Here is a 13185-nt window from a genome sequence, read left to right on the forward strand (position 1 = left end):
TGGTCACTCCTCCCTTTCATCCTTGGCACCCGCCCGTACGGGTTCGGCAATGCCGTAGCGGTCGATCTTGGCGCGCAGTCCGACACGGGACAGGCCCAGTTCAGCGGCGGCACGGCTTTTGTTCCATTTCAGCCGGGTCAGGGTTTCACGCAGAATCCGCATCTCGATATGCTCGACCCGGTCCTTCAGCGTCCCCGACCCGGTCAACACGGCATCCACAGCGGGGGCCGGACCGTCAGGATTGGGGCTGGCTTGCAGGATGTGCCGGCTGATCAGCTCCGGGCCAAGAATGGGGTCCTGAGAAAAGATCAGCATGCGGACCATCTCATTTTCCAGCTCGCGCAGATTGCCGGGCCAGTCGTAGGTTTCCAGAAACTCCAAGACGTCGTCCGAAAGGCCCTGCACCGGTTTGCCATGGGCGTTGGCCGCGTCGAACAGAAGGCTTTGCGCGAGGATCGGCAGATCGCCAAGTCGCTCGCGCAGGGGCGGTACGGCCAGCGTGATCTGACCAATGGCATAGTACAGATCTGCGCGGAAACGCCCCCCGGAGACCTCTTCACGCAGATCGAGGTTGCTGCCGGTGATCAGCCGCACATCGCTGCGCTGCACTTCGTGAGCGCCAAGCGGGCGAAAGCTGCCGGTCTTGGCAAAGCGCATCAAGGCCAGTTGCAGACGCGGGCTGAGGTCGGAAATCCCGTTGATGAACAGCGTGCCCCTGTCCGCCTTTTGCAAAAGGCCCAACTTGTTGGTTTGCGCCCCGGCCAGCGCGCCGCGCTTGGCGCCGAACAATTCGATCTCAAGCAGGTCATCGTCGACACTGGTGCAGCACAGTTCAAAGAAGGGTCGGTCAGACCGAAGCGAACTATAGTGCATCGCCCGCGCAATCGCAGCCTTGCCGGTTCCGGCCTCGCCGCAGATCAGCACCGGCACATCAAAGCTGGCAAACTGGCGGGCCTGCTCGATCACCGCGTTCAGCGGGGAATTGGGCGCGCGCAGTACCTTTTCAAAGCCCAGCCCCTCGCGCAGCGCCTTGCGCTGGGTTTCCAGCTTGCTTTCGACCGAGCGCGAAAGATAACGCATTTCCAGAGACATACGGTCGTGATCGCGCGACAGGCGGAACAGATCGGCAGCGTTTTTGGCGGTCATCAGAAACTGATCGGGGTGCCACGGCTTGGTCAGAAACTGATAGATGCCCGCATCGTTGATCGCGGCGATCATATCGTTGGTTTCGGTATAGCCGGTGATGATGATGCGCACCGTATCAGGCCAGCGATCGCGCACTTCGCAGAGGAATTCGACCCCGGTTCGCCCCGGCATCCGTTGGTCGCAAAAGATCACTTGAACAAAGTGCTCTTCCATAAGGGCGCTGGCCTCATCCGCGCTTTGGGCCGTGAGGATGTCAAAGTCATCCTCCAAGGCCATGCGCATGGCCGCAAGCGAATGCGGCTCGTCATCGACCAGAAGCAGGCTGGGCAGCGCGTGCGCCATTATTCCGCCGCCTCGGTGGGGCGCGCCTTGGCCAGATTGGCGCGCAACCAAGTGACCCAACTTGCCATGCCCTCGCCGGTGCGCGCAGAGACCCGCAGGATCTCGATCCCCGGGTTCACGCGGCGCAGGTTTTCTTCGTAAAGGTCCAGATCCACGTCGCAATAGGCCGCCAGATCGACCTTGTTGAGGATCGCCAGACGCGCTGCGGTGAACATGTCAGGGTATTTCAGCGGCTTATCCTCCCCTTCGGTGACCGAAAGGATGGCAACCTTGCACGCCTCGCCCAGATCGAAGGCGGCGGGGCAAACCAGATTGCCGACGTTTTCGATGAACAAAAGGCTTTGCGGCATCAGGCTGAGATGCTCCATCGCGTGGCCGACCATATGGGCGTCAAGGTGGCAGCCTTTGCCGGTGTTCACTTGAACGGCGGCGGCGCCGGTGGCGCGGATGCGGTCGGCGTCATTGGCGGTTTGCTGGTCGCCCTCGATCACCGCCAGAGGCTGGTCACCCAGCAGCTCGATCGTCTTGCACAGCAGTGACGTCTTGCCCGACCCGGGCGACGACACAAGGTTGACCGCAAAGGCCTCCAGCCCCGCCAGCACGGCGCGGTTGGCCTGGGCATAGCGGTCGTTCTTGCTCAGGATGCCGGTCTCGATCTCGATCAGGCGATCCTGAGTCATCCCCGGGACCTCGGTGCCTGCGGGGCCATGACCAAAGTGCAGATCATGTGAGTGGTGGTGGTGGTGGTGGTGGTCGTGGTGGCGATGATCAGCGTGATCGTGAGAATGCCGATGATTGTGGTGATGGCCCTGCCCTTCGACAGTCCCTGTTCCGCAGCCGCAAACCGTGCACATCTATTGCACCTCCATATCTTTGATCCGCATTTCATCGCCCGCCACGGGCATCAGCTTGCCGCCGCCGCAATCGGGGCATGGGTCCAGTCGTTGCATGATCTCGACCTCGTGCATGCAGTCGTAGCACATGGCCCGTCCGGGCAGATCGATCATCACAAGTGCCGCGCCCTCTGCGAGGCTGCCGCGCATGACCACGTCAAACGCAAACGCCATCGCGGGCTTTTCGACCCCGGCAAATCGGCCAATCTCGAGCCGGATGCGTTTGACGCGGGCAAAGCTTTGCACTTGCGCCTGCTGTTCGATCACCTGACGGATGCCTTCACAAAGCGACATTTCATGCATGTTCCGGCCCTCCCGTGATCTCAATCTTACAGCACGGATCGAGGATATCGACCAGCAGCGGCACAAGGCTATGGTTTTCGGCACGCAGAGTGGCAAGGCTTTGCGCCATGATGCCGTCCTTCGCCATCAGGTGATCGGTCGGCGTGACGCGGGTCAGGTCGGAGACGCGGCCCGCGATGGTGCTGACCGCGATGGCATAGACTCCTCGGGCGGCAGGCACCATGGCCGCGCCGGGGCCGATGCCGCGCGGTGCCGGCAAAGCGGCGCGCAGGCAAGCATCAAGGTCCAGCATCCGGGCAAACACCCGCCACAGCGGGCCGCGTCCGTACTCTGCCTCAAGCGCCAGCAACAGAGGATGACCAAGGTGGCGCACCGCTGGCGAATTCTCGACCGCCCCTTCGCGCAGCGCGTTCCATTCGGTCACTGGGGGCAGATCGGCGCAGGCCTCGCCCGGGGCAAAACACTGGGCAAGCCTGCGCAAAACCGGCCCAAGACCCGTGTCCGAAGCCATCAGCGCCCTCAGTTCGGGCATGGTTTGCGGGCAGCGCTCGGCCCAAAGCGCCGAGGCGCCATCGGAAATCGGCAGGGAATGGAGGCCAAGGCGCGCTGGCAGGATCACCCCCAGCCGCATCAAGTGATCGCGGGCAATCTCGCGCGGGAGGTCGGCGGCATCAAAGTCATCCCCCAGCGCCATGCGGATCGCGGCCCCTTGCGCCGCGCGGCACAGGTTGAACAGCCGTGGCAACAGCTCGGCCACCTCCGCTGTCGGCCGCCCTTGCACAAGCCGCGCCACAGGCAAGGGCGGCGCCGCAACGGCGGTCAAAGGCAGGGCCGAAACAAGCATCAGCCTTCGTCCACCGCAAGACCCGCGGTCAGCACCTGACGCCGGGTCGGTGTGATGGCAAGATCGGGCGCCAGTTCCGCCTCGGCTGCTGCACAGTCCATGCCCTCGGTGACCAAGGATTCGGCTGCTTCGGCTTGCGCAAGATCCACTTCGCGCGCGGCACGAATATCGGCGGCGCGGTCGGTTTCGGCCCGATGTTCTTCCTGAAACAGTGCCGACATGACGGCCTCGGCAACCTCGACAGCCTGCGCTTGGGTCTTGAACTCACCCATCGGCGAGAACAGCGAACAGGCCTTGTAGCTTCCGGTCTGCTCACGCGAGTTTTGCAGGAATTCGTACTCTCCCGAAGGAAAGCCGATCACCTCTTTGGCGCCCGCCTCCAGAGCTGACCAATCCTCCCCCTCGGCGGGCAGCAGGATCAGGTTCATGAACCACGGAGAGACAAGAACGCCCAAGGGCCGCCCCTCGTGCAGCCGAAAGCCGACCGCCTGCACATGCAGCAGCTTGTTGACCAAAGGCACGTCGCGCATCTTGGCGTGCCAGACTTCGGTGAAATCCGCCACAAGGGCGCTGGTGCGGCGGTTCAGGATCGCGGCTTCGATCACGGAAGCCGCGCCCGGATCCTCCAACACCAGGAATTGCTCGGCAGGCGCGTCGCAGTTGGGGCAGGACCAATCGCCGGGCAGATCGCTAAAGGCCGTGCCCGGCAAGACCGAGCGGGTGTCGTCGCCCGTCGCAGGATCGTAGGAGGTCCAGCATATCTTGCATTCCATGATCGCCAGCGGGCTGATCTTTGCGTCTGATCCCAGATAGGAGCCCTCGAAACCGCTCATCTTATGGCCTCCAGAACCTCAAGGATGCGCGCAGCGCTGTCTGTCAGATCTTCCGGCGCGGCCAGCGTGACTTCGGGCATCGTCGTGACTTCAAAGGTGTCAAGGATCAGCGTGTCCATCGAGTTGAAGAACTGCACCCGCCAGACATGCGCCAGCGCGGTGGCGCTGACCCGGCAATTGCCATACCCGCGCGACAGGATTTCCGTGCTGCCCTGCCCGAGTGCCAGATCGAGCCAGGCAAGATCCTGTTCGGTGTGCGGCAGAAGCGTCAAGTTGACCACATGCGGGTCCTGTCCCTCCCTTTGGCTGGCGGATTTGTCCTGCAATTCCACAAGGATCGGCGGTGCATTCAGCACGCCGGGTTGGCGCGGCGCTTCGGTGCCTTGCGCCGGGCGGCGCGGCTCGAACGCGCGGGTGCGTGCGGCCTGTGGAACCGGGCCAACTTCGATCGCGTCCTGCCCTGCGCCTTTCAGCACCCAGACGCCAGCAAAAACGCTTTCCTGAACGGCGATTGCCGGAATGCCGTAGATGCGCATGGAAACCTCGCCCTCGCCAAGCGTTTCGGCCATCAACGCGCGGTTGGCCTTGTCCAACGCACTAAGGTCAAAGCGCCGGTTTTCCGCGCCCAGCCCACTGGTCGCAGCGGCCTTGGCGACCTGCGCCAACAGGTCGAACGCGGGCTGCAAGGAAGGATCTCCCTGGACCTCGGGGATGTGAAGCGAAAAGGTGCGCATGTCTTGCGGCATGGGCATGTATTCCAGTTCCGCCCCATCGTCGGTTGGCGGCTGAGATCCGGGGCCGAAACCAACGGGCGGCAAAACGAAATTCGACATGGCTATGGTCCTTTCAGGCGGCGACAGGCAGCGCGAGGATTTGCGCGATGCGCAGCATGTAATCGTCCCAGTCGCGCACCTTGGGGATGCCCGCCAGAAACGCCCCATCCTTGAAGAAAATCAGACTGGGGGTTTTCAACACGCCGGTGTCCTCGCGCAATCGGGTCTCAATCGCTTCGGTGACGACGGCGCAGTCGAACCGGCCCTGAAAGGCCTGTTTCAGCTCGGGCAGGATCACCGCGACATCGGCGCTTTCGAGGTTGCGTTTGGGATCGCCCGGCACAAACAGCGCATGGGCGCCGGGCCCCGCGACAAAGGCCTTTAGCGCGTCTTGGCTGTCCAATCGGGGCCAGCCCATTTCGGCGGTTAACCGGTCGATCAAAGGATGTGTCATGCGGTTGTCTTTCCGTTGTTCAAAGCGGCCTGCAAATGGGGCGGCAATTGCGGCGCCGCGTCATCGAGATCGGCAAAGGCATCGCCCAGCCCCTGCCCCTCCATCAGCGCCCGAAGCCCGCCAAGGGCGCGGGTGATCTTGTCGGCCTGATCGGGGTCGAGAACCTCGCGCGCGGCGCCAAGGAAGGTCAGGATCCACGTGCCGGGCGGTTGCGGGCCGGTCAAAGACATGTCGATGAGGTGAATATGCTCGCCCTCGCGGGCCTGTGCTGCGATGCCGTCACAGCCGATGACCTGCATGGGAATGCCAAGGCACATCGCGTCAGTCCGCCGCCGGAAAGAAACGCGCATCGCCGCTGCGGCAGGCCTCTTGTTCCGAGGGTCGGCCCTGTTCATAAGCGCCGCGCAGGATCGATGGATCGGCCAGCAACGAGGCATCGCTTTGTCCGGCGCTGGCGTGGACCCCCAGCGCCTCCAGCTTGCTCAGGGCCACGTCGATCGCCGGATCGACCTGCGCCGCCACGATGGCGCGCAAACCGCCACCGTAATCTTCAAGCTCTTCGGGCTGGCAGCCGATCAGGATCAGTGTTTCCGGACAATAGCCCATCAGTTGCGCGGTCGCGATCACGTCTTGAAAACCCGTCTGGTGCAAGCTCATCTTCTTGGCGCCCATGAAGGCAGGCACCTCGTCGTTTTCGACAATCTTGAGCGTGCCCGGCGTCAGCCCGTAATCCACCGCGTCAAAAACCAGAAGTATTTCCGCCTCTTCGAGGAAAGGCAGCAGGTAAAGCCCCTGAGTGCCGCCATCCAGCAGCGTCACGTCACCGTCGAAACGATGGGTCTCGGCCAGCCGCTCGATGCAGCGAACGCCAAAGCCCTCGTCCGCCCAAAGCACGTTTCCGATCCCAAGGATTAATGCCTTGCCTGCCATCTTCGCCCTCCCTTGCGAATGTGGTGGGGATGTTTTCCATCCTGTTGTCAGATGACAATAAACTTTCCTGTTTCTTAGCCTCCAGATTTTTTGAAAGACCGGAGAATTCCAACCAACACTCTGAATTAGATGTATAAATTGAGAAATTCGGGCATATCGTCAAGCAGACTTATGAAAGGTTACTTTCCAATTTTTTCAAAAACCGAAAGCCCTGCGCTCAAAAAAGGGCGGGGAAATCCCCGCCCGTCACGCAAACCCGACTCGTCCGGCGTCAGTCCGGGCGGTCGTCCTTGAAGGTCCGATGCCCCGAGATCATCGTCGAGACGATGGATTGGCGGGACATTATGTCTTCGCGGATGGCGACATAGATGTGGATGATCATGAAGATCACGATCCACCACATGCCGAGATGATGATAGGTGTGCACCAACATCGAGTTGTCGCCAAAGATCGTCAGCACCCAACCGAACAGCGATTGCAGAACACTGTCCCGCCCCAGCCCTTCGGAATAAAGCGCAAGCCCGGTGAAGATCATGAAGGTCACTCCCAGCGTGATGAAGCAGAACATTGCCAGTTGCGCCAAAGGGTTATGGCCAACATATTTCTTGGGTTCCTTGGCGATGAAAAGATACCACTTCACTTCGTCCATCACCTCGGACCACCACTTTCCGCTGAAGATCGGCAAAAGGAACATCTGCCGCGCATGATGGTTGCCAAAGATCGCCCAGTAGATGCGCCCGGCAAACCCCACGGTCAGTATCCAGCCCGCCGCGAAATGGGCGAAACGGATGTAGCCAAAGACGAACTGGTACACAGGTTCGGCGATCTGCATCGACGGCGGCGGCGAGCCGATGAAATAGCCCGTCACACACAACACGAGGATGGCCGCCGCGTTGATCCAGTGCCAGATCCGCACCGGCGCCTCGTAGACATAGACGCTGGTCTGGCGCGATGCCGAGGCAAGATCCTCGGCATCGGCATGGGCGCCTGACAGCGCCATCGGGGGTTCTATCTCTGCGTCTTTCATGACCGCCCCCTCATTCGCGACGGCCGCGCAGGCGGGTGACGCCCCAAAGCGCGGCAGCCAGTGTGATCACGGCAAGCCCGTGAACCGGGGACAGCGCGTAATGCACAGCCCCCGGCAGGGTCGTATCGTGCCCGGGATGGGCCGAGGCAGCCGATGCGGCAAAGGTCACAAGGCCAATCAGTGCAATGTTTTTCATAGGTCTTTCTCCTCCCGTGTCCGCCTAGCGGACCTTGACGGTGGTCAACTCGTCGCCATCGGGCGACATCACGTGCGTGGAACAGGCAAGGCAGGGGTCGAAACTGTGCAGGGTGCGCAGTATTTCGACCGGCTCGTCGGGGCGCTCCATCGGAGTGTTCATCAAACTGGCCTCAAAGGCTCCGATGTTACCTTCTGTATCCCGAGGCGAGCCGTTCCATGTGGTTGGCACGACGCATTGATAATTGTCGATGCGCCCGTCCTTGATGCGGATCCAATGCCCCAGCGCACCGCGAGGTGCTTCGGTCATGCCGACGCCCTTGGCCTCTTTGGGCCAGGTGCTCGGGTCCCATTTCTCAATATTTGCAGTACTTTCGTCGCCGTTCTTGATGTTCTGAACCAGCTTGTCGAAGAAATGTTTTTGCAGGCGGCCACAGTATTCGGATTCCAGCGCCCGCGCCGCAGTGCGCCCCAAGGTCGAGAATACGGCCTCAAGCGGCAGGTCCATGGTGCGAAGCAAACCGTCGATCTGATCCTTGATATCCTCGTGGCCTTTGGCATAGCCGACGACATACCGCGCCAGCGGTCCGACCTCCATGGCGTGCCCCTTCCAGCGCGGCGCTTTGATCCACGAATATTTTGCGGCCTCGTCAAGTTCCTGGATGTTGGTGCGGGTGCCCTTGGCGTTGGGGCCAAGTTCGTATTTCGGCGCGGTTTCACCATCCCAGGGGTGCAGACCCTTGCCGGCCTCGGCGTATTCGTACCACGAATGGTCGACGAATTCCTGCACCTGTTCGGGATCGCGCGGATCGACGTCATGGACTTGCGACAGATCGCCATTGATGATCGCGCCGCGCGGCAGGTGCAACTGCTCGGGCGAGAAGTCATTGGGATGCTCGGGGATATCGCCATATGCCAGACAGGCCTGCGAGGACAGCCCACCACCGTAGAGCCAGTTCTTGTAAAATCCGCCAATCGCCACAACGTCGGGCAAATAGACGTTGCGGTTGAACTCGATACATTTCTCGATGATGGAGCTGACCATGTTCAGCCGCTCCATGTTGATCGCGCCGACAGCCCCGGTGCCATGCACGTTGATCGGGCAAGGTACGCCGCCCACAAGCCAGTTGGGATGCGGGTTCTTGCCGCCAAAGATCGTGTGAATCTTGACGACCTCCTTTTGCAGGTCCAGCGCTTCAAGATAATGGGTGGTGGCCATCAGGTCCGCCTCGGGCGGCAGTTTATAGGCCGGATTGTCCCAATAGCCGTTTTTGAACAGACCCAACTGGCCGGATTCAACGAATTTTTTCAGGCGGTTCTGCACGTCGCGAAAATACCCAGGGGAGGAGAGCGGGTGCGACGGGGACACCGCCTGCTGCAACTCGGACGTGGCTTTCGGATCGGCCTTGAGGGCATTCACCGGGTTCACCCAGTCCAGCGCGTGCAGATGGTAAAAGTGCACGATGTGATCGTGGATTTGCAGGTTCAACTGCATGATGTTGCGGATGCTGTTGGCATTGTCCGGAATCAGGATGCCCAGCGCATCCTCGACCGCGCGCACCGAGGTCAGCGCATGGGTGCCGGTGCAGACGCCGCAAATGCGCTCGGTAAAGGCCCAGGCGTCGCGCGGATCGCGCCCCTTGAGGATCACCTCAAGCCCGCGCCACATGGTGCCGGTGCTGACGGCGTTGCGGATGACGCCCTGATCGTCGACGTTCACTTCGCAGCGCATATGGCCTTCGATCCGGGTGACCGGGTCAACAACAATGCGGCGGCCGGTGGTGTCGAGGTCGAAACCGTTGGGTGTGGTAACCATGGGTTACGCCTCCTCTTTGTTCGATTGGGTTTTCTTTTGCGCCGCCTTCAGGGCACTGATCGCGGCATGGGCGGCAACCCCCGCCCCCACGACCCCGGCAGCGGCCATGCCGACCATGTCGGCATTGGCCTCGACCCCGAATTGCGTCAAGTCGGTCACGCGGTCATAGAAACTGCCCTGATCCCAGAAACCATCCTCCGAGCAACCGATACAGCCGTGACCCGACTGGATCGGGAAGGACGTGCCTTCGTTCCAGCGGATGGTTGAGCAGGCGTTGTAAGTGGTCGGCCCCTTGCAGCCCATCTTGTAGAGACAATAGCCCTTGCGCGCGTTCTCATCATCCCAGGCCTCGACGAATTGGCCCGCGTCGAAATGCGGACGGCGGTAGCATTTGTCGTGGATGCGCTGGGAATAGAACATCGCCGGGCGCCCCTGACGGTCCAGTTCGGGCAGCCGGTCAAAGGTCAGCATATAGGTGATCACCCCGGTCATCACCTCGGCAATCGGCGGGCAGCCCGGCACCTTTATGATCGGCTTGTCGGTGATGACTTTATGTACTGGCGTCGCCCGCGTCGGGTTTGGCTTCGCCGCCTGCACACAGCCATAAGAGGCGCAGGCCCCCCAGCTGATCACCGCCTTGGCGTGTTCCGCCGCGTGGCGGAGCTGTTCGACAAAAGGTTTGCCGCCGACAATGCAGAACATGCCGTCCTCGTTCAGGGGCGGGTTGCCTTCGACCGCAAGGATGTAGTTGCCCTTGTACTTCTCGATGGTCTCTTGCAGCGCTGCCTCGGCCTGATGCCCCGCAGCCGCCATCAGCGTGTCGTCGTAATCAAGGCTGATCATCGACAGCACCACGTCCTTGGCCAGCGGATGCGCGCTGCGGATAAAGCTTTCCGAGCAGCATGTGCATTCCAGCCCATGCACCCAGATCACCGGCGTGCGCGGCTTGGTCTCCATCGCGTGGGCGATCTTGGGCACGAAGGCGGGCGACAGGCCCAGCGCCGCCGCCGTCAGCGAGCAGTACTTCATGAAGCTGCGCCGGGTGATCCCCTGCCGCCGCATCACGTCATAAAAGGTTTCGATCTGGCTCAAGGCTGTGTCCCTCCCTGCTGGTCCTCTTGCGCTGTGTGCGATGGCACACCGCACCTTGGGGTACAGGATTTCAGGGGGTGAGATTTGGATCAAAGGCTTTGACATAGAAAGGAACAGCCCAGTTCTTCAAGCTATATCAACGCGCTACAGGAGAAAGGGCGCAAAGGTAGCGACAAGCTGCATGCCACCTTTCCAGACCGGCGGTCAGCGCCCTTCCACCCGGCCCATGCGCCCGCCGCTCCTGTGGGGCGGGGTTTTACCCCGCCGCCCCGGGCAAAGACCGCGCCGCCGCGATCACCGCTTGGCCAAGCGCCAGCCCGCCATCGTTGGCGGGGGTTTCGCGGTGGACCATGACCGGCACATCGCCCAGCGCCTCGAGCATCAGGCGGGTCAAGAGCGCGTTCTGAAAGCAGCCCCCCGACAGCGCCACGGCCTCGGCGTCTCCGTCCAGCACCAGCCGACGCGCCCGCACTGCAAACAGGATCACCAGCCATTGATGAAAGGCAAAGGCCAGCGCCGGCCGTGTCCGCCCGCCTTGCGTCATGTCTCGGATCATCCGGTGAAACAGCGGGTCTGTTTCGATCTCCGGGTCCGGGCTGTGACCTGTCCGTTTGGCCCAGTCGATGCCCAAGGCCTCTGCGGCCTCCGACGGCTCTGCCAGCGTTTCCAGCCACATGGCTGCCTGCCCTTCAAAGCTCTGCGCCTCGCCGCTGCCTTCCAACACCGCCGCCACCGCATCGAACAGCCGCCCGGCGCTCGACGACAGCGGCGCATTCACGCCCTTCTCCGCCGCCATGCGTGCCATGGCGAGCGGCTTGTCCGGGAAAAGGACATCCGCCCAATCGGACATGCCCGCCTGACCCAGCCGCACCAGCGCATTGCGCCAGGGCTCCCGTGCCGCCATATCGCCGCCGATCAGAGGCGCAGGTTTCAGCCACGCCTTCCGCTCGAACCCGCGATAATCGCCCAGCAAAAGCTCCCCGCCCCAAAAGGTGCCATCTGTGCCCAACCCCGTGCCGTCCAGAATGATCCCGGCCACCTTGCCGCCCTCCAAAGGCCAACCATTCTCGGCAAGACAGGAGGCCAGATGCGCATGGTGATGTTGCACCTCGACCACCGGCAACCCTTTACTGCGCGCATGTACCGAGGCGCGGTAATCAGGATGCAGATCGCAAGCAACCAGATCAGGTCTGTGATCGAACAACTCTGCATAGTCCAAATCCGCCTGCAAAAAGGCGTCATAGGTCAGCGCTTCATCAAGCTCTCCCAAGTGATGGCCCAGCAGCGCCTGACCGTTTTTCAGCAGGCAAATCGCGGATTTCATCTGCCCGCCATAGGCCACCACCTGCGGCGCGTCCTCGAACCCTTTAGGCAGGGGTAAGGTTCCCGGAACCCGCCCGCGCGCGCGGCGCAACACCATGGGCGGTTCTGCGCGTTCAACGCTGTCATCCAGCCGCCGTGCGATTTCGCGGTCATGCATCAAAAAGCCGTCGGCAAAAGCGCCGAGCTTTTCGCGCGCCTCATCGTTGCCGATTACCTGAGGCTCGCCGCTCAGATTGCCCGAGGTCATCACCAAGGGGCGCCCCACCGCCTGCAACAGCAGATGGTGCAATGGCGTATAGGGCAGCATCCAGCCCAGACTGACCATCCTCGGCGCCACCTCCTCGGGCAAGGCCTTGTGGCCCTTGTCCAGCAGGACAATCGGCGCCGCCGGATCGCGCAGCAGAGCCTCTGCCTTGGGTGATACCTTTGCATACTGCCGGAGCAGTTCCAAAGGCGCCATCAGTGCGAAGGGCTTGCCGGGGCGGTGTTTGCGTTGCCGCAGCAGCGCCACCGTCAATGCATTTGTCGCGTCACAAGCCAGATGGAAACCGCCCAGCCCCTTGACCGCCAATATCCCACCACCAAGCAACAAGGTGGCCGCTTTGGGTATGCCTCCGCCTCCCGGTTCCAGCCAAAGACGCGGCCCGCAATCCGCGCAGGCCACCGGCTGGGCGTGAAAACGGCGGTCACCGGGGTTCTCATACTCGGCGCGGCAGCCCGGACACATCTCGAAGGGGGCCATGGTGGTCTGCGCGCGGTCATAAGGCAAAGCGCGCAGGATGGTAAAGCGCGGCCCGCAGTGGGTGCAGTTGGCAAAGGCATAGCGATGCCGCCGGTCCGCAGGATCATTGATTTCGGCCAGACAGTCCGGGCATGTGGCCGCATCCGGTGTCACGCGCGTCGCGGCCCCTGCACCTTGCGAGGCGGCAATCTCAAATCCTGACGGCGCCGCACCGTCCAGTTCGCTGACCTCGACCCGATCCACGCGCGCCAGTGGCGGCGCCTCGGCGGACAAAGCCACTACGAAGCCCTCAAGGTCTGCGCCAAAGGCCCGGATCAAAACGCCCTCGGGATCATTCAGAACGTCGCCCCGCAAATCATAGCGGCGCGCCAATTGCCAGACGAAGGGCCGAAAACCAACGCCCTGCACCTGTCCGCGCACCCGGATCAGCCGCCCGCCCGTCATCCGTAAGGGCCATGATGTCTTGGGATCA

At 62.2% G+C, this 13185-nt stretch carries 14 protein-coding genes; all 14 read right to left on the reverse strand.

All coding sequences use genetic code 11. From position 1 onward, the window contains the following. Positions 1-3: 3 nt before the first annotated feature. Entirely contained in the window at positions 4-1488 is a 1485-nt protein-coding gene (locus ACOYQJ_RS16815) for a sigma-54-dependent transcriptional regulator (protein ID WP_422907208.1), read from the reverse strand. Beyond that, entirely contained in the window at positions 1488-2342 is an 855-nt protein-coding gene (hypB, locus tag ACOYQJ_RS16820) for a hydrogenase nickel incorporation protein HypB (RefSeq protein WP_422907209.1), read from the reverse strand. Before hypB ends, ACOYQJ_RS16815 begins: the two co-directional genes overlap by 1 nt. Continuing rightward, a complete protein-coding gene (gene hypA / locus ACOYQJ_RS16825; RefSeq protein WP_422907210.1) occupies positions 2343-2684 on the reverse strand; it encodes a hydrogenase maturation nickel metallochaperone HypA in 342 nt (113 codons plus the stop codon). Continuing rightward, entirely contained in the window at positions 2677-3528 is an 852-nt protein-coding gene (locus ACOYQJ_RS16830; protein ID WP_422907211.1) for a hydrogenase expression/formation protein HupK, read from the reverse strand. The genes hypA and ACOYQJ_RS16830 overlap by 8 nt, the downstream gene beginning before the upstream one ends. Continuing rightward, positions 3528-4361 carry a [NiFe]-hydrogenase assembly chaperone HybE gene (gene hybE, locus ACOYQJ_RS16835; protein WP_422907212.1) on the reverse strand — a complete coding sequence of 278 codons (834 nt, stop codon included), beginning with the start codon at positions 4359-4361 and terminating at the stop codon, positions 3528-3530. The genes ACOYQJ_RS16830 and hybE overlap by 1 nt, the downstream gene beginning before the upstream one ends. After that, positions 4358-5194 carry a hydrogenase expression/formation protein gene (locus tag ACOYQJ_RS16840; RefSeq protein WP_422907213.1) on the reverse strand — a complete coding sequence of 279 codons (837 nt, stop codon included), beginning with the start codon at positions 5192-5194 and terminating at the stop codon, positions 4358-4360. Before ACOYQJ_RS16840 ends, hybE begins: the two co-directional genes overlap by 4 nt. A gap of 13 nt (positions 5195-5207) precedes the next feature. Next, a complete protein-coding gene (locus tag ACOYQJ_RS16845) occupies positions 5208-5588 on the reverse strand; it encodes a thioredoxin domain-containing protein (protein WP_422907214.1) in 381 nt (126 codons plus the stop codon). Next, on the reverse strand, positions 5585-5905 hold the full coding sequence (locus ACOYQJ_RS16850) for a HypC/HybG/HupF family hydrogenase formation chaperone (RefSeq protein ID WP_422907215.1): 321 nt from the start codon (positions 5903-5905) through the stop codon (positions 5585-5587). The genes ACOYQJ_RS16845 and ACOYQJ_RS16850 overlap by 4 nt, the downstream gene beginning before the upstream one ends. A gap of 4 nt (positions 5906-5909) precedes the next feature. After that, positions 5910-6518 carry a HyaD/HybD family hydrogenase maturation endopeptidase gene (locus ACOYQJ_RS16855; RefSeq protein ID WP_422907216.1) on the reverse strand — a complete coding sequence of 203 codons (609 nt, stop codon included), beginning with the start codon at positions 6516-6518 and terminating at the stop codon, positions 5910-5912. Positions 6519-6789: 271 nt separating this feature from the next. Next, entirely contained in the window at positions 6790-7545 is a 756-nt protein-coding gene (gene cybH / locus ACOYQJ_RS16860) for a Ni/Fe-hydrogenase, b-type cytochrome subunit (protein ID WP_422907217.1), read from the reverse strand. Positions 7546-7555: 10 nt separating this feature from the next. Further along, positions 7556-7741 carry a hypothetical protein gene (locus ACOYQJ_RS16865; RefSeq protein WP_422907218.1) on the reverse strand — a complete coding sequence of 62 codons (186 nt, stop codon included), beginning with the start codon at positions 7739-7741 and terminating at the stop codon, positions 7556-7558. A gap of 24 nt (positions 7742-7765) precedes the next feature. Next, complete coding sequence (locus ACOYQJ_RS16870; protein ID WP_422907219.1) at positions 7766-9556, reverse strand: nickel-dependent hydrogenase large subunit; 1791 nt, start codon at positions 9554-9556, stop codon at positions 7766-7768. A 3-nt stretch (positions 9557-9559) separates the two neighbouring features. Then, positions 9560-10648 (reverse strand): hydrogenase small subunit, encoded by a 1089-nt coding sequence (locus tag ACOYQJ_RS16875; protein ID WP_422907220.1) that lies wholly within the window; start codon positions 10646-10648, stop codon positions 9560-9562. 256 nt (positions 10649-10904) lie between these two features. Beyond that, a complete protein-coding gene (gene hypF / locus ACOYQJ_RS16880; protein WP_422907221.1) occupies positions 10905-13157 on the reverse strand; it encodes a carbamoyltransferase HypF in 2253 nt (750 codons plus the stop codon). Between the last annotated feature and the right edge of the window lie 28 nt (positions 13158-13185).

Source organism: Pacificoceanicola algae, assembly GCF_049341065.1.
Classification (GTDB): Bacteria; Pseudomonadota; Alphaproteobacteria; order Rhodobacterales; family Rhodobacteraceae; genus Pacificoceanicola.